This window comes from Bacillus sp. m3-13, from assembly GCF_000175075.1.
GTDB lineage: Bacteria > Bacillota > Bacilli > Bacillales > Bacillaceae_I > Sutcliffiella_A > Sutcliffiella_A horikoshii_C.
Genome location: NZ_ACPC01000045.1, coordinates 16348 through 33782, shown reverse-complemented (window position 1 = coordinate 33782; position 17435 = coordinate 16348). Strand labels below are relative to the sequence as shown.

Annotated in this window: 19 protein-coding genes, 2 pseudogenes and 2 riboswitches; of the genes and pseudogenes, 19 read left to right on the top strand and 2 right to left on the bottom strand. The window is 41.9% G+C overall.

What is annotated here, in order from left to right:
• The first annotated feature begins 16 nt into the window (after positions 1 to 16).
• Positions 17 to 123, top strand: a riboswitch (TPP riboswitch).
• A 102-nt stretch (positions 124 to 225) separates the two neighbouring features.
• From tenA to thiE, 12 genes are all read left to right on the top strand, one after another.
• The gene (gene tenA / locus M313_RS0118155) at positions 226 to 909 is read left to right on the top strand and encodes a thiaminase II (protein WP_010198541.1); all 684 of its coding nucleotides are present in this window, start codon (positions 226 to 228) and stop codon (positions 907 to 909) included.
• Between the two features lie 12 nt (positions 910 to 921).
• A complete protein-coding gene (locus tag M313_RS0118150) occupies positions 922 to 1503 on the top strand; it encodes an ECF transporter S component (RefSeq protein WP_010198538.1) in 582 nt (193 codons plus the stop codon).
• A 10-nt stretch (positions 1504 to 1513) separates the two neighbouring features.
• Positions 1514 to 2971 (top strand): ABC transporter ATP-binding protein, encoded by a 1458-nt coding sequence (locus tag M313_RS0118145; protein ID WP_010198536.1) that lies wholly within the window; start codon positions 1514 to 1516, stop codon positions 2969 to 2971.
• On the top strand, positions 2952 to 3206 hold the full coding sequence (locus tag M313_RS26845; protein WP_010198535.1) for a hypothetical protein: 255 nt from the start codon (positions 2952 to 2954) through the stop codon (positions 3204 to 3206). Before M313_RS0118145 ends, M313_RS26845 begins: the two co-directional genes overlap by 20 nt.
• Entirely contained in the window at positions 3190 to 3747 is a 558-nt protein-coding gene (locus M313_RS24010) for an energy-coupling factor transporter transmembrane component T family protein (RefSeq protein ID WP_010198534.1), read from the top strand. Before M313_RS26845 ends, M313_RS24010 begins: the two co-directional genes overlap by 17 nt.
• 61 nt (positions 3748 to 3808) lie before the next feature.
• Positions 3809 to 3915, top strand: a riboswitch (TPP riboswitch).
• Between the two features lie 264 nt (positions 3916 to 4179).
• A complete protein-coding gene (gene tenI / locus M313_RS0118135) occupies positions 4180 to 4794 on the top strand; it encodes a thiazole tautomerase TenI (protein WP_010198532.1) in 615 nt (204 codons plus the stop codon).
• Complete coding sequence (gene thiO, locus M313_RS0118130) at positions 4791 to 5921, top strand: glycine oxidase ThiO (RefSeq protein WP_010198529.1); 1131 nt, start codon at positions 4791 to 4793, stop codon at positions 5919 to 5921. Before tenI ends, thiO begins: the two co-directional genes overlap by 4 nt.
• Before the next feature lies 1 nt (position 5922).
• Positions 5923 to 6126, top strand: coding sequence for a sulfur carrier protein ThiS (gene thiS, locus M313_RS0118125; protein WP_010198527.1), 204 nt, complete (start codon positions 5923 to 5925; stop codon positions 6124 to 6126).
• Position 6127: 1 nt separating this feature from the next.
• Positions 6128 to 6895 carry a thiazole synthase gene (locus tag M313_RS0118120; RefSeq protein WP_010198523.1) on the top strand — a complete coding sequence of 256 codons (768 nt, stop codon included), beginning with the start codon at positions 6128 to 6130 and terminating at the stop codon, positions 6893 to 6895.
• Complete coding sequence (locus M313_RS0118115; protein ID WP_010198521.1) at positions 6895 to 7917, top strand: thiazole biosynthesis adenylyltransferase ThiF; 1023 nt, start codon at positions 6895 to 6897, stop codon at positions 7915 to 7917. The genes M313_RS0118120 and M313_RS0118115 overlap by 1 nt, the downstream gene beginning before the upstream one ends.
• Positions 7918 to 7932: 15 nt before the next feature.
• Complete coding sequence (gene thiD, locus M313_RS0118110) at positions 7933 to 8736, top strand: bifunctional hydroxymethylpyrimidine kinase/phosphomethylpyrimidine kinase (protein WP_010198520.1); 804 nt, start codon at positions 7933 to 7935, stop codon at positions 8734 to 8736.
• Positions 8733 to 9380 (top strand): thiamine phosphate synthase, encoded by a 648-nt coding sequence (gene thiE, locus M313_RS0118105; protein ID WP_010198518.1) that lies wholly within the window; start codon positions 8733 to 8735, stop codon positions 9378 to 9380. The genes thiD and thiE overlap by 4 nt, the downstream gene beginning before the upstream one ends.
• A 148-nt stretch (positions 9381 to 9528) precedes the next feature.
• On the opposite strand, the gene hmpA is transcribed toward thiE, so the two are convergent.
• Together hmpA and M313_RS0118095 are read right to left on the bottom strand one after the other, a co-directional pair.
• On the bottom strand, positions 9529 to 10761 hold the full coding sequence (gene hmpA / locus M313_RS0118100) for an NO-inducible flavohemoprotein (RefSeq protein ID WP_010198516.1): 1233 nt from the start codon (positions 10759 to 10761) through the stop codon (positions 9529 to 9531).
• 194 nt (positions 10762 to 10955) lie between these two features.
• Positions 10956 to 11156: a cold-shock protein gene (locus tag M313_RS0118095; protein WP_010198513.1), complete on the bottom strand. Its 201-nt coding sequence runs from the start codon at positions 11154 to 11156 to the stop codon at positions 10956 to 10958.
• Positions 11157 to 11498: 342 nt separating this feature from the next.
• Here M313_RS0118095 and M313_RS25940 point away from each other — a divergent pair, with 342 nt between their 5' ends.
• The 7 genes and pseudogenes from M313_RS25940 to M313_RS0118070 all read left to right on the top strand — a co-directional run bounded on the left by M313_RS25940 (position 11499) and on the right by M313_RS0118070 (position 17431).
• Positions 11499 to 11639 (top strand): hypothetical protein, encoded by a 141-nt coding sequence (locus M313_RS25940; protein ID WP_157182507.1) that lies wholly within the window; start codon positions 11499 to 11501, stop codon positions 11637 to 11639.
• Between the two features lie 321 nt (positions 11640 to 11960).
• Positions 11961 to 13718, top strand: a complete 1758-nt coding sequence (locus tag M313_RS0118085; protein ID WP_010198509.1) for an ABC transporter ATP-binding protein — start codon at positions 11961 to 11963, stop codon at positions 13716 to 13718.
• A complete protein-coding gene (locus M313_RS27070; protein WP_442778104.1) occupies positions 13715 to 14479 on the top strand; it encodes an ABC transporter transmembrane domain-containing protein in 765 nt (254 codons plus the stop codon). Before M313_RS0118085 ends, M313_RS27070 begins: the two co-directional genes overlap by 4 nt.
• Positions 14415 to 14828 (top strand): annotated as a pseudogene (locus M313_RS27065) (ABC transporter transmembrane domain-containing protein); the annotation flags it as partial. The gene M313_RS27070 and the pseudogene M313_RS27065, both read left to right, overlap by 65 nt.
• A 252-nt stretch (positions 14829 to 15080) precedes the next feature.
• A pseudogene (gene bmrD / locus M313_RS27060) lies at positions 15081 to 15752 on the top strand (multidrug resistance ABC transporter ATP-binding protein/permease BmrD); the annotation flags it as partial.
• A 172-nt stretch (positions 15753 to 15924) separates the two neighbouring features.
• The gene (locus M313_RS0118075) at positions 15925 to 16743 is read left to right on the top strand and encodes an amino acid ABC transporter substrate-binding protein (protein WP_010198508.1); all 819 of its coding nucleotides are present in this window, start codon (positions 15925 to 15927) and stop codon (positions 16741 to 16743) included.
• The gene (locus tag M313_RS0118070; RefSeq protein WP_010198507.1) at positions 16730 to 17431 is read left to right on the top strand and encodes an amino acid ABC transporter permease; all 702 of its coding nucleotides are present in this window, start codon (positions 16730 to 16732) and stop codon (positions 17429 to 17431) included. The genes M313_RS0118075 and M313_RS0118070 overlap by 14 nt, the downstream gene beginning before the upstream one ends.
• The last annotated feature ends 4 nt before the right edge of the window (positions 17432 to 17435 follow it).

Genomic DNA, 17435 nt, shown 5'->3' with positions numbered 1-17435 from the left:
CGAAAACTTTATACGAATCTACCACTAGGGGTGCCTTTATAAGGCTGAGATTGAAGTGTGACTTCAAGACTCTTAGAACCTGATCTGGTTAACACCAGCGTAGGGAAGTGGGGTCGAAACACTATACTTATAATGTTAGCTGTACTAGTGAATTTACCACCTTCTTTGCGCAAGCGAGGAAGGTGGTTTTTTGCATTTTACTTACAATTTTAGGAGGAATGGAGAATGAAATTTTCACAGTTGGTAAGAAAGAAAGCGGATCATATTTGGGAGGCGAGCTTCCATCACCCATTTGTAAAAGGGATAGCAGATGGAACTTTATCATTGGAGTCGTTTAAATATTATGTACTGCAGGATGCCTATTATTTAAGCCATTTTGCAAAAGTTCAAGCATATGCCGGAGCGAAGGCTTTTGATTTACAAACGACAGCAAGACTAGCAGCACATGCACAAGGTACATATGAAGCGGAATTATCCTTACACGAAAACTTTTCGAAACGTCTTGGGGTGACAGAAGCAGAAAAGGCGTCATTCCAGGCAGCTCCGACCGCACACGCTTATACTTCCCACATGTATCGTGCGGTGTTGACAGGCGGATTGGGAGAAGTGATTGCAGCCCTGTTGCCTTGCTACTGGTTATATTATGAAATTGGTGAGAGATTAAAAGACTGCACGCCAGCAGAACCAATCTATCAGGAGTGGATTGCAGCATATGGTGGGGAATGGTTCAAGGAGCTTGTGGAAGAGCAGATCAATAGATTGGATGAATTGGCGGAAAAAGCAACAGAAGAAGAGAAAGCGAGAATGCTTGAGTATTTCACCATCAGCAGTCAGTACGAATATTCCTTCTGGGAAATGGCCTACACTTTGGAGCAGTGGCCGGTATCTGAAGCGGTAGTGAAGGCTTAGGGGGGAATTATTATGAGCAAAGGATTAAAGTTTACGGATATTTTGGTGACGGTTATTATTGCATTGGTATTCGGGATTGTTTATAAGATTTGGGCCCCGGTGTATAACGTCCTGGCTCCATTCGGTCTGCAGCTTCAAGAGCTGACGTATGGCATGTGGTTCATTGCCGCTACAGTTGCTTATCTCCTGATCAGAAAAGCCGGTGTCGCTTTCCTGGCAGAGGTGGCAGCCGCCTCAGGTGAGTTCCTGGTCGGGTCGGAATATGGATTGATGGTGTTGATATATGGGGTGATACAAGGTTTTTTTGCTGAAATGGTATTTATGGCTTTCCGCTATAAGAGGTTTGATGTGCTTGTAGCATCTCTTGCAGGGGCCGCAGCAGGTGTCGGCTCGCTTCTTTTGGACCTATTTAGAGGCTACCTGTTTGATTATGTATGGTGGAATGTAACATTGCTGGTCTCTTTCCGCTTGATCGGCGCGATACTTTTAGCTGGAGTACTTGCTTATGTTTTAGTAAAAGCACTAGAAGCAACGGGAGTCACAAGCCTACTGAGACCGGTGAGCAAGGATGATTATGATTCCTTAAGGCAATAGGGAGGCAGAAATGGAACCAATCATAAAATTAAACAATTTAAGGCTCAAATACCCTGGGGGCAATAAGATTTTTAATGATTTGTCCCTTGAGGTCAAAAAAGGGGAAAAAGTATTGATTCTTGGACCCTCCGGAAGTGGGAAATCCACGCTCCTTCAAGTGTTCCCAGGAATTATTCCAAATGTGGTGGAAGTGCCGATGATTGTGGAAGACCAGCTTTTGCCCAATTCATGGGGGTATGTCTTCCAAGACCCTGATGCCCAGTTTTGTATGCCCTATGTAGATGAAGAACTTGCTTTTGTACTGGAAAACCTTTCAGTTCCAAGAGAGCAGATGAAAAGTAGAATTGCGGATGCCCTGGAAATGGTGGGATTGGAGTTGGCGAATCCCCGCTCAAAAATCCAGCAACTCTCAGGGGGGATGAAGCAGCGGCTTGCCATTGCCTCTGTCCTCCTGATGGAGCCAGACGTGCTCTTTTTGGATGAGCCGACAGCTTTACTAGATCCTGAAGGTACTAAGGATGTATGGGACACCATTAAGAAAGTGGCAGATGATAAAACTGTGATCATCGTGGAACATAAAGTGGAGCAGTTGCTCGACTTCGTGGAGAGGGTCATCGTTTTGGATGACGCTGGAAATATAATTGCTGATGGTAAGACGCAAGATGTCTTTAAAACCTCGCTTTCTCATTTAAACCAATATGGAATATGGTACCCGGGTGCTTGGGAGAATTATTTGAAAAACAGAAAACCCTTCTCCATGCTTAACATGGAGGCTGAAACGGTGTTAAAAGTGAACGGTCTTTCAGGCTATCGTGGTAAAGAGAAAAAGATTTATGTGGAGGAAGCGGAAATTCGTAAGGGGGAATGGATTTCCGTGATAGGGGAAAATGGGGCAGGGAAAAGCACATTGCTTGAATCGGTAATGAAGCTGATAAAGACAGAAGGTACCCTAGAAATCAATGGGGAAAAGGTCAAAAGAACCCCCACTGACCTAATCACCTTCGTTTTCCAGAACCCTGAATTCCAATTTGTGACCAAGTCCGTGGAAGCTGAAGTAGCTTATTCACTGCGCTTGAGGAAAGTGGAAGAAGAAACGGTAATGGAAAAAGTAGAAGAAATGCTGAAGCTTTTTCAGCTGGACTATGTGCGTCATCACCACCCTTACCAACTATCTGTTGGCCAAAAACGAAGGCTTAGCGTAGCGGCTGCAGTCATTCATCAGCCAAGTATTCTTCTATTAGACGAACCGACATTCGGCCAGGACAGCAGAAACACATTTGCCATGCTGGAATGGTTAGAAGCATTAAAGAATGCAGGTGTCTCAATCTTGATGGTCACTCATGATGAGCACATCGTATCTGAGTTTTCTGATGCAATTTGGACAGTAATGGACGGGCGGCTGATTGATATTAGGAGTAATATAAGGGTAAGAGACAGGGGAGAAAAGGATGCAGTTGGAGCTTTATAAAAATAAATCATGGATGCATGATATTAATCCCAGCTTTAAACTATCAGGGATGGTCCTCCTCTTTATAGGTGTTCTGTTCATTCATAATATCAATGTGATACTGAACTTAACAGGAGTTCTATTGTTGGTCTATCTTTTAATGACAGGACAATCCTATAAACTGAAACTTTTATTACTGGTTCCATTTTTCTTTTTTATTTTTCACTTCGGCGATCTCTATGGTCTTGTTTGGTAGAGGAGATACCATCTGGTTTGAATTTGGATTGATAAATGTCTCTGAGGAAAGTTTTTATCGTGGAGTTCACCTGGGTTTACGGTCACTGGCATTTGCTTTTTGCGGGTTGATTTTTGCCCTTACGACCCAGCCGGTATATTTATTTTATTCCTTGATGCAGCAATGGAAGCTGCCGCCGAAATTTGCTTATAGCTTTATGGCTGGTATCCGTCTATTGCCGTTAATCCTGGAGGAATTTCTCACCTTAAGAAAGGCGCTGATTGTTAGGGGAGTGGAACAGAAAGGCAGTTTGTTGAAAAAGGTGTATTTTTACAGCATTCCATTACTATCCCAGAGTATCAGGAGAGCGCACAGAATAGCAGTGGCCATGGAAGCGAAGCGTTTCAGTAATCATGATAATCGGACCTATTATTACCAGATGGGCTACTCCCGGAAGGATCTGTGGTTCGTGCTTTTAATCCTGTTGATGATTGCTTTGTCCCTTTATCTTGGCATAAGGCTACCCTATGTACCGGTAACAGATGTCAGATACAGCGGATAGTATGCATTTTCTTTTGAAAATTAGGAATTGTGTGCTATACTGAAGCCATCAATTGAATAACTTGTAACACTAGGGGAGTCAATAGTGACTGAGATGGAAAGAGTAATTTCCAGACCCTTTGAACCTGATCTAGTTTGTACTAGCGTAGGGAAGTGGAAATGTTCTATCACTGTTGGCTTTACATACCACATATAGATGAAAACCCACTCTTTACGTTAAAGAGTGGGTTTTTTGTATTTTATAATGTTGCATTAGAATCCCCTGGTGATTTTAGTGCAAGGTGTGAGACACCTGAGGGAGATAGCGGTAGCTTGAGACCCGCAAGCGTTGCGAGGAGGATCAAGCATCGCCCCTAGGAAAGCGAACACCTGGAACGGAAATCAACAGGAGTTAAACAGACATGTAAGATTTTTCAAAAAAGGGTGAGGATCTTTGCAATTACATCTTATTACAGATGGTAAAAAAACGCAGGAAGAGCTTGTTGCCATCTTGAGTAAAGTCCAGGAGTCAGTGGATTTTATCCATGTAAGAGAAAAACATCGAAGTGCACAGGAGGTCTTTGAACTTGTGCATGAACTGATTAGATCTGGAGTCCGGCCCGGGAAAATCATTATAAACGACCGTGTCGATGTTGCCCATGTGCTTTATGTCGGCGGCGTACAATTGGCCTATCACAGTCTTGGAGTTTCAGAGATTCGCAGAAATTTTCCTGACTTAAGGGTTGGTAAATCGGTACATAGTTACGAAGAGGCCTTACAGGCAGAAATGGACGGGGCTGATTTTATTCTATTTGGCCATATTTATTCGACCTCTTCCAAGGAGGGGTTGGTACCTAAAGGTCTGTTGGAATTAAAAAGATTAACAACATCCTTGAAGATACCCGTTATTGCCATAGGTGGAATAACTCCTGACAAAATTAAGGAGCTTAGGGCTTTTGGGGCTGGAGGAATCGCGGTCATGTCCGGAATCATGGATGCAAAAGATAATGTTCGTGCAGCGAAAGCCTTTCAAGCAGCATTGCTTGCCGAAAAGGAGGAGATTGGATGAATAAAAGCTATGACGTAATTATTATCGGTGGTGGTGTCAACGGCTGTTCCATTGCGTATTACCTTGCTTGTGAAGGCAATAGTATATTGCTTTTGGAAAGGGAAAAGTTGGCGGGTAAGGCATCAAGTGCGGCTGCCGGCATGCTTGGAGCACAGGTGGAAGTGACAGAAGAAGGAGCACTTTTTGACATTGCCAAGGAAAGCAGGGCGATGTTTCCCTCTCTTCAATACGAATTGAAAGAGCACTCGGGAATCGACATTGAACTTGTGCAGAAAGGGATGCTGAAGCTTGCCATGAATGAGGAAGAGGCACGGCATCTAAAAAGCACGATAGACTTTCAACAAAAGTTAGGGGAACGGGCAGAGTGGCTTGCCCCAGAACAAGTAAAGGAAAGGGAGGGCCAACTATCGGATGCACTGGTGGGGGCGATGGACATTCCAATGGATGGCCATGTCAACCCTGAACGACTTACCCATGCGTTTGCTAAATCGGCAGTCAACCTTGGAGCGGAAGTGAAAGAGTATGTAGAGGTGTACTCGCTGCTGATGGATGGGAGTACCATTAAAGGTGTCGAAACTAGCAATGGTACATTTCATGGGGAGAATGTAGTCGTTGCAACAGGAGCTTGGAGTAAAAGGCTGCTAAGTGAATGTGGAGTGAATTTACCGGCTTACCCAGTTAAAGGGGAGTGCTTCTCTGTCATCACAGACCGACCGTTGTTGGCAAGTACTATTTTTACAGAAAGTTGTTACATTGTTCCGAAGTGTGGAAACAGGCTGGTTATCGGAGCCACGATGATTCCTGACACTTTTTCCGAGAATGTTACGGTAGGTGGACTTTTTCAATTAATGAAGGAGGCTGCCAAAGTGCTTCCGGCTTTGAGGAGTGCCACTTTTGAACGGTCCTGGTCTGGAATACGGCCGCAAACGGGGGACGGTTTACCTTATCTTGGGCAGCATCCGGAATTTAAGAATCTCGTCATCGCTACCGGACATTACCGGAATGGAATTTTGCTTTCACCTATCACAGGAAAACTCGTAGAAAAAATGATTCATGGTGAACCTTTGCCTGTTTATATGGAAGCTTTCAAGTTAGATAGATTAAAAGAATATGCAAGGGGTGAGTAGTTTGAAGTTGATGATTAATGGTGAGGCTATCGAAATTCCGGATTCGGTTAAGACCGTATCGGAACTGTTAAAGCATTTTCAACTGGACCAGAAGGTGGTCATAGTGGAAAAGAATAAAGAGATACTGCAAAAGGAAGACCATGTAGCAGAGAACGTGCAAGATGGAGATCAATTCGAATTAGTACATTTCGTAGGAGGCGGTTAATATGTTGAAAATTGGTTCATATTCATTTGATTCGAGGTTGTTGTTAGGAACAGGGAAGTACCCAGACTTTGATATTCAAAAGAGAGCGGTGGATGTTTCAGAAACGGAAATACTGACATTTGCGGTCAGAAGAATGAACATCTTTGAAGCGAGTCAGCCAAACTTTTTAGAAAAGCTAGATTTGGAGAAATACACGTTGCTACCGAACACAGCAGGTGCGAAAACGGCCGAAGAAGCTATAAGAATAGCGAAGCTTGCGAAGGCTTCCGGGCTTTGCGACATGATCAAGGTAGAGGTAATTGGTTGTTGGAAAACACTCTTGCCAGATCCGGTAGAAACGTTAAAGGCAACGGAAGAACTTTTAAAAGAAGGATTTACGGTGCTTCCGTATACGTCAGATGATGTCGTGCTTGCTCGAAAACTAGAAGAGCTTGGTGCCCATGCCATCATGCCAGGTGCTTCTCCAATCGGTTCTGGTCAAGGAATCATCAACGAGCTGAACTTGGGCTTTATTATTGAGCAATCAAATGTACCGGTTATCGTCGATGCAGGAATCGGTTCACCAGCAGATGCTGCGAAGGCGATGGAATTGGGAGCCGATGGAGTGCTATTAAATACGGCTGTTTCAGCAGCTAAAGATCCCGTGAAAATGGCAGAGGCTATGAAACTTGCGATTGAAGCTGGGCGTCTCGGTTATGAGGCTGGAAGAATGGAAAAGAAACGTTATGCGACAGCCAGTAGCCCAAGTGAAGGAATGAGTGTCGGGTAATGGATCGGTATTCACGTCAAACTCTGTTCGCACCGATTGGAGTGGACGGCCAGAAAAGCATCGGTGAAAAACACGTGTTACTCATCGGTGCAGGGGCATTGGGCACGGGAAATGCGGAGGCGCTGGTCAGAGCGGGAGTCGGAAAGATAACGATTATAGACAGAGATTATGTGGAGTGGAGCAACCTTCAACGTCAACAGCTTTATTGCGAGAAGGATGCACGTGAAAAATTGCCAAAAGCAGTGGCAGCAAAGCAGAGGCTCCAGCTAATCAATTCAGAAGTGGAAATAAATGCTCACGTTGCGGATGTGACTGCAGACATGCTGGATGCGCTAGTGAAAAAAGAGGGATTCGACCTGTTGCTTGATGCAACCGATAACTTTGATATCCGCATGATTATGAATGATATAAGCCAAAAGCATGGTATTCCTTGGATATATGGGGCATGTGTGGGGAGCTATGGTATTTCTTTTACGATCTTTCCAGGCGAAAGCCCATGCTTGCAGTGTTTGCTGAAAACCGTTCCACTGGGAGGGGCAACCTGCGATACAGTCGGAATCATTGCCCCTGCTGTTGGGATGGTGGTCGCGCATCAAGTTGCAGAGGCATTGAAAATCCTTTCAGGTAACAGAAGGGACTGCAATCGTAAGCTCGTTTCCTTTGACATATGGAAGGGGCAGTATGTCTCCTTGAATGTAGCAGGATTGAAGAACACTGAGTGTTTAAGTTGCGGAGAGAATAAGGCATATCCTTATCTATCTTTTGAAAACCAGACGAAAATGGCTGTTCTATGCGGAAGGGATTCTGTGCAGATAAGGCCGGCGGAAACGATGTCAAGAGATCTGGTGGTTCTGAAAGAGCTTTTAACAACTCAGGGAATAAGTGTGGAATCAAATCTTTACTTGATGTCCTTTCATGTTGAAGGCCATCGTTTGGTAGCTTTCCAAGACGGTAGAGTGCTAGTTCATGGAACAAAGGATATTGTTAGAGCGAAAACATTGTATCACCGATATTTAGGATAAGGGACTGAGAAACCTATGGTAGCAAAAGTATTAACAATAGCAGGTTCCGATAGTGGCGGAGGGGCCGGCATCCAGGCAGATATCAAAACGTTCCAAGAACTGGATGTGTATGGGATGTCGGCCATCACCGCATTGACTGCCCAAAACACATTAGGGGTTCAAAGCGTCTATCCCATTCCCGTTGACATGGTGTTAGAACAATTGCATTCCATTGCAACAGATCTAAAACCAGATGCGTTAAAGACCGGAATGCTTTTCAGCAGCGTCATCATAGAATCGGTAGCAGCCAAGATCCAAGAGTATGGCTGGGGAAATGTAGTGGTGGATCCCGTTATGATAGCCAAGGGCGGAGCGAAACTTTTACAAGAGGATGCCATCAAAGCTATTCGCGAAAAGCTCTTACCACTTGCAACTGTTACAACGCCGAATATCCCTGAAGCGGAAGTGCTGACGGAAATGACGTTGGATAACATGGACAGAAGAAAAGAAGCTGCTCGAATGCTTCATAAACTCGGATCTTCCCATGTTGTCATCAAAGGTGGGCATGGGAAAGGGGAAGAGTTGATTGACCTTGTATATGATGGGAGTAGCTTTTTGGAATTGAAAAGTAATCGAATTGATACAAGGCACACTCATGGAACTGGCTGTACGTTCGCAGCGGCAATTGCTTCAGGTCTTGCTAAAGGTAGTACCGCAGAGGATGCCATCTTGACGGCGAAACGATTTATCCACCTCGCCATTGAGGTACAGCTTGGAATTGGAAGTGGTCATGGCCCGACCAATCATTGGGCATACCGAAAAGCAGGTGTTGGGGTATGAAGAGGGAGTGGCTGAACCTATATTTTGTGATGGGGAGTACTGATTGTGATGGTCGCGATCCTAGGGGTGTGCTGCAGGAAGCAATCAATGGAGGTGTAAGTTTTTTTCAGTTTCGTGAAAAAGGGCATGGTGCCAAGGTAGGGATGGAAAAAAGGAAGCTTGCATGGGAGCTTAAGGAAATCTGTAAGAGGCATGATATCCCATTTATTGTGAATGATGACATTGAATTAGCTTTGGAGGTTGAAGCAGATGGTGTGCATATTGGGCAGGAAGATACACCTTTTTCAATGGTAGCGGAACGTCTAACACCTGAGATGATTATCGGTGTATCATGTCACACGGTGGAAGAGGCTTCAGCGGCTGTGGATGATGGGGCAGATTACATTGGAGTAGGTCCCATGTACTTTACTACGACCAAAAAAGACATCAGGGAAGTAAAGGGGCCGGAGGTAATCAGGGAGATTAGGCATGCTGGATTGACGGTTCCAATTGTAGGAATTGGCGGCATCGATGCGGGAAACGCTTTGGATGTGTTAGAGGCTGGAGCAGATGGAGTTGCGGTGATTTCTGCCATCTCAAAAGCGGAATCGGCTTTGGAAGCAGCGAAAGAGTTTATCCGTATTCACAACATTGTCACAAATTAATCACTAATTCATCCAATCAATGATATAATAAAATCACCATTTACTTTATAACATGTTTGCATGTATTCCCCTGCTCTTACATTAGAGCGGGGGTTTTTTTATGAAAATAAGAGCCTGCCGCACAAAAGCAGCAAGCCCTCAACATTTATTATTTTACTACCACTTCTTCTTCCTTCTTCATATCAATGGAAGGGCCGAAAAACTCGTATCTGATATTTTCCTCAGCAACTCCAAGTTTTCCAAGCATCGAGATAACGTACTTCATGAATGGAACAGGTCCACACACATAATACAGTGCTTCTTTATCTATGTTTAACGCTTTTAACATATTTTCCGAGATGAAACCTTGTTCATGAAAAGCTCCTAATCTTACATCTTCATCTGATGGGTTTTCATAAACAAATAATTTTTTCCCGTTCTCCATGATTTCAATGGTTTCTCTGACTTCATCTTTAAATGCATGTACAGAGCCATTTCTCGCAGCGTGAATGAAAGTGGTTGGTCTTGCCGGTTGTTCTTTGGCAATGGTCTTTAACATACTTAGCATTGGTGTGATTCCAACCCCACCGCTTATTAGGTAAACAGGTGTGTCTTGATTTGTTTCGAGGATAAAGTCACCAGCTGGTGCAGTCACTTCCAATGTATTTCCGATTTCTACCTGGTCATGAAGATAATTCGAAACAGCCCCGCTAGGATCACCAATTTCTTTTTTGACAGAAATTCTAAAATATTCCTCATTTGATGCATCTGACAAACTATATTGACGGTTAAATAAATTCGTTTCTCCTGGAATAGAAAGTCTGATTGTAATATATTGTCCCGGAGTGAATGAAGGAACAGCAGCACCGTCGGAAGGCTTCAAATAGAAGGAAGTAATAAGATCGCTTTCTTCGACTTTTTCCACCACTTCAAAGTTTTTGAAATCTTCCCAGCCGCCTGTTTGTCGAGCTGCTGTCTCATACATTTCTTTCTCAACAGAAATGAAGACATCTGCAATTACACCGTATGCTTCTCCCCATGCTTCAATAATTTCATCTGTTGCTGCATCACCGAGAACAGCCTTGATTGCTTCAAGTAAATGTTCCCCGACTATCGGATAATGCTCCGGTTTAACGGCTAAACTTCTATGTTTGTGGGCGATTTGTTTTACAGCAGGCAAAAGGACTTCCAACTGATCGATGTAAGTAGCTGCTGCATATATCGTGTTTGCTAAGGCTGTTTGCTGACGACCTTTCTTTTGATTGGCATGATTAAAAATATTTAATAACTCTGGATGATTGGTAAATAAAGTTTTATAGAAATGAGTAGTAATTTCCTCACCTTTTACGGCTAAGACTGGAGCGGTTGATTTAACAATTTGTATAGTATTTGAGCTAAGCATCGAAATGCCTCCCTATAATAAAGATATATTTTAAATACATCTTTATTATAAAGGAAGGGCTAGATTAAAGTAATATATAAAATACATCTTTAACAAATTGGTCACAAGTTAGGCTGTCTGATGAATTCTTTAATAATAAAAACCAAAACAAAAAGGCTCCCATTACTGGGAGCCCTTATATGCTGTGCTATAAATTATGCTTTGTTAACGTTAGCAGCTTGGTCGCCACGGTTACCTTGAACGATTTCAAATGTAACAGATTGACCTTCTTCTAAAGATTTGAAACCTTCGCCTTGGATCGCTGAGAAGTGAACGAATACGTCGTCTCCGTCTTGGCGCTCGATGAATCCGAAACCTTTTTCTGCGTTAAACCATTTTACTGTACCTTGTAACATGTTGTTACCTCCTAGTGTGCTTGCCACACAATGTATTACTATTCTTGCTCTTAAAAATATCAAGGCGAAAGTTAAATCTTAACTTTGAATCCTTACATACCGAACAAAAATAATTCTACTTAAGAATAACAGTTTCACCCAAAAATAGCAAGAGGAGAACACAAATACACTAAACTGCGTGGAGCTTCGTTATAGAAGGGGAAATCCCTTTGCGGGTCTGTCCCCTCTCTTTTAATTTAATAAATGTAACATGATTGAAATATTTAAATTATTGTAATTTTGGTGAAATTGGTGATTGACAAGTGCTTGTCCTCGGTGGTAAGTTTAAAAAGTGGAAATTATATGAAACTAATTCAAATTATGAAGGAAAGGGAGGGTTCGATGATGATTAAATTAATGACAACTGAAATTGTAGTTCGTAAATCCATCAATTTAATAAATATCGTGACCTGTCCTGAAAGAAATTCGGTTATTGTTTACTAATCGAATTATCTATTCCTTTCAACGTATAGACGTATAAGGATTTCTTTGTGGGGAAACACAGGTCACCATCAGGGCGTGACGTGTGCTTTTTTTATGGAGAAAAAAGGTGGCATACCGAGGATCGTTCGGTATGCCACCTTTTTGTTTTGAAAAGTTTCTATAATTTTCCAAAAACTAAACAATGGAAGTCTCAACGCTTCCATATAAACAGGAGGAATACAATATGGGAAATGTTTATGTTCGTTTAATGATGTACAAAGTGGCTTCAGATGGAGGGTAGCAAGAAACTTGAATTCAGCATAGAAGGGAGAGTTTTTCATTATGTTTTCAGTACTAGGAAAATTGGGTTGGTTTTTTAAAGAACATTGGAAGAGATATACAGTAGCAATTGCACTACTTATTTTTGCAGGAATCTTAGAGGTTATTCCGCCGAAGATGATCGGAATGGCCATTGATGATATACAAATAGGTGCCTTCACGCCTGAAAAGTTAATGCAATACGTAATTTTTCTAACCATATTGGCGATAGTCATTTATGGGATTACCTACACATGGATGTATCAGCTTTTTGGAAGCTCCTTCTTAGTGGAAAGATCACTAAGGTCAAAATTGATGGGCCATTTGTTAAAGATGACACCTACATTTTATGAGAAAAACCGCACGGGGGATTTAATGGCAAGGGCAACGAATGATTTGAAAGCCATTTCCACCACAGCAGGTTTCGGGGTTTTAACACTCATTGATTCTAGTGTGTTCATGTTGATCATCTTGGGGACGATGGGCTTTATGATCAGTTGGAAGCTGACATTAGCAGCTATCATTCCACTACCATTGATGGCAATTGCTATGAATATATATGGGAAGAAAATTCATCAGCGTTTTACAGAAGCGCAGGATGCTTTTGGAGATATGAACGACAAAGTCCTCGAATCCATTGCAGGGGTCAGAGTTATTCGCGCCTATGTACAGGAAAGAGCGGATCAGGGCAGATTTCATGAGATGACGGATGATGTGTATAAGAAAAATGTAAAAGTTGCCATCATTGATTCTCTCTTTGAGCCGACCATTAAACTGCTTGTCGGGGCAAGTTACCTGATTGGTCTCGGATATGGGGCTTACTTGGTTTTCCATAAATCGATTACTTTAGGCGAGCTCGTGGCGTTCAATGTATATTTGGGAATGTTAATTTGGCCGATGTTTGCAATTGGTGAGCTAATCAACGTCATGCAGAGGGGAAATGCATCGCTCGATCGTGTTAACGAGACCCTAGCTTACAAAGAGGATGTCCGCGATCACCATGAAACGATAGATGTGTCTACTCCTTCCATGATTGAGTTCAATAAAGTTACATTCAAATACCCTTCCTCTAATGCGGAAAATTTAAAGAATGTTTCTTTCCATCTAAAAGCAGGGCAAACACTTGGTATTGTCGGGAAAACAGGAAGCGGAAAAACAACATTGATTAAGCAACTTTTAAGAGAGTACCCACTTGGTACAGGTACCATAAATATAAATGGGGTGGATTTGGAAAAAATCCCGTTGGATACGGTTCAAGGCTGGATTGGCTATGTGCCACAGGATCATATCCTATTCTCGCGGTCTGTTAAAGAAAACATCTTATTTGGAAAAGAAGATGCAACGGATGAAGAAATTGCGCAAGCTATCAGATCATCTGCTTTTGAAAAAGATCTAGAATTGCTTCCGGAAGGGCTGCAGACGTTGGTTGGAGAAAAAGGAGTATCGTTATCAGGAGGACAGAAACAGCGTATTTCCATTGCACGTGCCCTTATTGCAGATCCTCAAATATTGATACTTGATGATTCATTATCAGCAGTCGATGCGAAAACAGAAGCAACAATCATTGAAAATATTAGAAATGAACGCGCTGGAAAAACAACAATAATTACCACACACCGCCTATCTGGGGTACAGCATGCTGATTGGATTATTGTGTTGGAAGACGGAAAAATTGTAGAATCCGGCATGCATGACCAGTTGATGGCCATCGGAGGCTGGTACAAAGAACAGTTTGTTAGGCAGCAAGTTCAATCGCCAAAAGGAGGCGAGGTTTTAACATGAAAGACATCAAAGAAATAAAATCAGGCAAACGCCTATTTCAATATGCACTAACTCAAAAGAGAATCATCATTATTGCATTGTTCATGCTGTCCATTGCGGTTGCAGCAGAATTGACTGGTCCTTTTATCGCTAAAAGAATGATTGACGAGCATATTCTTGGCATTGAAAAAGCTTGGATCGAAACAGAGCAAGATGGTGAAAATCGAGTATATTTTGAAGGAAACTATTATGGCAGGGAAGACAGGGAAGAAGAAAGTGCAACCTCTGAAAACACAGCAAGGATACTTCAGGTCGGCAGAGAGTATTATTTCTTGCCTTCAGATATCCGCTTTGATGGGGAAAGGTCTGCTTCTAATAGTGAGGTCACCATTAGAAGAGGAGAAGAGGAGCAAAGCTATCCTGCACAAAGATTGACTAACAGTGAATTGATCAACTTTTATCAGCCAGAAGTAAAATATATTATCTATCTTGTAGGGTTATATTTTGCCTTGCTTGTAGTGGCTTCATTTTTTCAATACGGCCAAAGTTATTATCTTCAGACATCTGCCAACCGCATCATTCAGAAAATGAGGGAGGATGTGTTTGGGCAGATACAGAAATTACCGATACAATACTTTGATCATCTCCCTGCAGGGAAAGTAGTATCAAGGATTACCAATGACACGGAAACGATCAAGGAGTTATATGTAACAGTCCTTGCAACATTTCTTTTCGGGACTGATTTATATAACTGGAATTTATATCGCTTTATTTTTACTTGATGTAAGGTTGGCCTTAATTTGCTTGACCTTAATACCGATTCTAATTGTATGGTTTATTTTTTACCGTAAATATGCCTCTGTTTATAATCATAAAATCAGAGCGCTTCTAAGTGATATAAACGGGAATATTAATGAGTCTATTCAAGGGATGACCATCATCCAAGCCTTTAGACGTCAAAAGAAGGCAACAGAAGAGTTTGAAGGGTGGAATGAGCAGCATTTCACTTACCAAAATAAACTGTTAAGTCTAAATGCGTTAACATCCCATAACCTTGTGGGGGTACTTAGGAATATTTCATTTGTCGTCGTGATTTGGTATTTTGGAGGTGCTTCTTTAGGGATTGGAACCATTGTTTCACTAGGGGTTTTATATGCATTTGTTGACTACTTAGGTAGAATGTTCGGTCCGATTACCGGGATGGTCAATCAATTGGCAAACCTAGAGCAGGCACGTGTATCTGCGGTCCGCGTGTTTGAGTTGATGGATGAAGCGGGAGTTCAGGTTTCTGATATAAAACATCCCCGCTATGAAGGAAATGTTTCCTTTCAGTCTGTTTGGTTTGGTTACAAGGAAAATGAATATGTGTTAAAGGATATTTCCTTTACTGCTTCAAAAGGGGAGACAGTAGCACTGGTCGGGCATACTGGATCAGGAAAGAGCTCGATCATGAATCTTTTATTCCGTTTTTATGATATTGAAAAAGGGAAAATCGTCATTGATGGGCAAAACATTCAGGAACTGCCCAAACAGGCAATCAGACAGCATATGGGAATCGTACTTCAGGATCCGTTCTTGTTTACTGGGACGATTGCATCTAATGTAAGTCTAGATGATTCCTCCATTTCCATGGATCGCGTGAAAAAGGCACTAGAGGATGTAGGGGCAATGGATTTTATCAACGCCTTGCCAAAAGGACTGGAGGAGCCAGTGATTGAAAAAGGAAGTACGTTATCTTCCGGACAACGTCAACTGATCTCCTTCGCACGTGCTCTTGCGTTCGACCCGGCTATCTTGATTCTTGACGAGGCGACAGCAAGTATTGATACAGAAACGGAAGCTGTTATCCAGCAGGCATTAGAAGTATTGAAAAAAGGAAGAACCACTTTCATCATTGCCCACCGACTTTCTACTATTAAAAACGCAGATCAAATACTTGTACTTGACCGCGGAGAAATAGTGGAGCGAGGCAACCATTCCGAACTAATGGAAATAAAAGGAAAGTATTATCAGATGTACGAATTACAGCAGGGTGGAAAAGATCTTGCTGTGTAAAATCATTAGGCTATGGGGGGAAATTACCTCCATGGCCTTTTTGTTATTTTTACGGATATTGGGAGAAAATAAATATGCAAAACAAAGTCTTTGACAAGCTTAAAGACTTCTTATACTATACAGTATGTTGCGTAAAAAATAATTCATATAAGAATACTGGGGGTTTAACAAGATGAAGAAAATTTTATCTATATTCACATTACTTTTACTATCTGCAGTACTTTTAGTTGCATGTGGTACAACTAATAATAACGGTGCTACAGGAGATACTCCGAAAGAAGAAACGGATAATCTTCTTAGCAAGGTGGAAGGGGAAGGGGAACTTCTAGTTGGAACAGAAGGTACATACCCTCCATTTACATTCCATGATGAGTCTGGAAAGTTGACAGGTTTTGATGTAGAAATAGCAGAAGCCATTGCTGAGAAAATGGGTGTAGAAGTAAAGTTCATGGAAACACAATGGGATGCTATGTTTGCAGGTCTTGATTCTAAGCGTTTTGATATGATTGCGAACCAAGTGGGAATCCGTGAAGACCGTTTAGAAAAATACGATTTCTCTGACCACTATATTACTTCAGCCGCAGTACTAGTAGCAAAAGAAGATAATGATGAAATAAAAAGTTTTGAAGACATTGAAGGCAAGAAGTCTGCACAATCCTTAACAAGTAACTATGCAGATATCGCGCGTGAATATAAAGCTGAAATTGAAGGCGTTGATGGATTTAACCAAGCAATAGAACTAATTAACTCCAACCGTGTTGATGTAACGATCAATGATAAATTATCTGTTCTTGATTTCCAAAAAAACCGTCCAAATGCTCAAATTAAAATTGTTGATGAAGCAGGAGATGCTGCACAGAGTGGTATGATGTTCCGCAAAGGTAGTGATGAATTAGTAGAAGCGGTAAATAAAGCTCTTGCTGAAATTATTGAAGACGGAACATACGAAGAAATTTCAGAGAAATGGTTTGGTGAAAATGTACTTAACTAATATCCTGACAGATCCGGAACGTTTAGATAGATGGATGACAATCGCACAAAGCTCCCTTCTTCCTTTGTTGAAGGGAGCTTTGTCTAATACAATCCCATTGACGTTACTTTCATTCAGTTTTGGGTTGATGATTGCCATATTAATGGCATTGGCACGAATATCGCCAATTAAGCCATTGCAGATTGTAGCTAGAATTTATGTTTCGATTATTCGGGGAACTCCTCTTTTAGTGCAATTATTTTTTATTTTCTATGGATTGCCTTCCATCGGGGTTACCATCGATTCTTTTCCAGCAGCAGTGATTGCATTTTCCTTAAATGTAGGAGCATATGCATCGGAAATAATCCGTGCGGCGATCCTTTCCACACCAAAAGGACAATGGGAAGCGGCATATTCAATGGGGATGAGTTATCCTCAAGCGCTTAGACGAATCATATTGCCACAGGCAGCAAGAGTTTCGATTCCACCATTGTCTAATTCATTTATTAGCTTGGTAAAGGATACATCGCTTGCTTCCTTAATTCTCGTAACAGAGATGTTCAGGGTGGCGCAACAGATTGCTGCAACCAACTATGAATTCCTGTTACTTTATGCGCAAGCAGGTGCCATCTATTGGGTAATATGCTTCTGCTTGTCACTTGTTCAAGGTAGAGTAGAACGCCGTTTGGACAGATATGTTGCAAAATGATTTT

Excerpts from the sequence above, each read along its gene's own strand:
- M313_RS24010 (WP_010198534.1), top strand. The coding sequence starts at position 3,190 with ATGGTCTTGTTTGGTAGAGGAGATACCATCTGGTTTGAATTTGGATTG.
- hmpA (WP_010198516.1), bottom strand. The coding sequence starts at position 10,761 with ATGCTTAGCTCAAATACTATACAAATTGTTAAATCAACCGCTCCAGTC.
- thiO (WP_010198529.1), top strand. The coding sequence starts at position 4,791 with ATGAATAAAAGCTATGACGTAATTATTATCGGTGGTGGTGTCAACGGC.
- thiD (WP_010198520.1), top strand. The coding sequence starts at position 7,933 with ATGGTAGCAAAAGTATTAACAATAGCAGGTTCCGATAGTGGCGGAGGG.
- M313_RS0118150 (WP_010198538.1), top strand. The coding sequence starts at position 922 with ATGAGCAAAGGATTAAAGTTTACGGATATTTTGGTGACGGTTATTATT.
- M313_RS0118075 (WP_010198508.1), top strand. The coding sequence starts at position 15,925 with ATGAAGAAAATTTTATCTATATTCACATTACTTTTACTATCTGCAGTA.
- M313_RS0118085 (WP_010198509.1), top strand. The coding sequence starts at position 11,961 with ATGTTTTCAGTACTAGGAAAATTGGGTTGGTTTTTTAAAGAACATTGG.
- tenA (WP_010198541.1), top strand. The coding sequence starts at position 226 with ATGAAATTTTCACAGTTGGTAAGAAAGAAAGCGGATCATATTTGGGAG.
- M313_RS0118115 (WP_010198521.1), top strand. The coding sequence starts at position 6,895 with ATGGATCGGTATTCACGTCAAACTCTGTTCGCACCGATTGGAGTGGAC.
- M313_RS0118120 (WP_010198523.1), top strand. The coding sequence starts at position 6,128 with ATGTTGAAAATTGGTTCATATTCATTTGATTCGAGGTTGTTGTTAGGA.
- M313_RS0118145 (WP_010198536.1), top strand. The coding sequence starts at position 1,514 with ATGGAACCAATCATAAAATTAAACAATTTAAGGCTCAAATACCCTGGG.
- M313_RS27070 (WP_442778104.1), top strand. The coding sequence starts at position 13,715 with ATGAAAGACATCAAAGAAATAAAATCAGGCAAACGCCTATTTCAATAT.
- thiE (WP_010198518.1), top strand. The coding sequence starts at position 8,733 with ATGAAGAGGGAGTGGCTGAACCTATATTTTGTGATGGGGAGTACTGAT.
- M313_RS25940 (WP_157182507.1), top strand. The coding sequence starts at position 11,499 with ATGAAACTAATTCAAATTATGAAGGAAAGGGAGGGTTCGATGATGATT.
- M313_RS26845 (WP_010198535.1), top strand. The coding sequence starts at position 2,952 with ATGCAGTTGGAGCTTTATAAAAATAAATCATGGATGCATGATATTAAT.
- M313_RS0118095 (WP_010198513.1), bottom strand. The coding sequence starts at position 11,156 with ATGTTACAAGGTACAGTAAAATGGTTTAACGCAGAAAAAGGTTTCGGA.
- M313_RS0118070 (WP_010198507.1), top strand. The coding sequence starts at position 16,730 with ATGTACTTAACTAATATCCTGACAGATCCGGAACGTTTAGATAGATGG.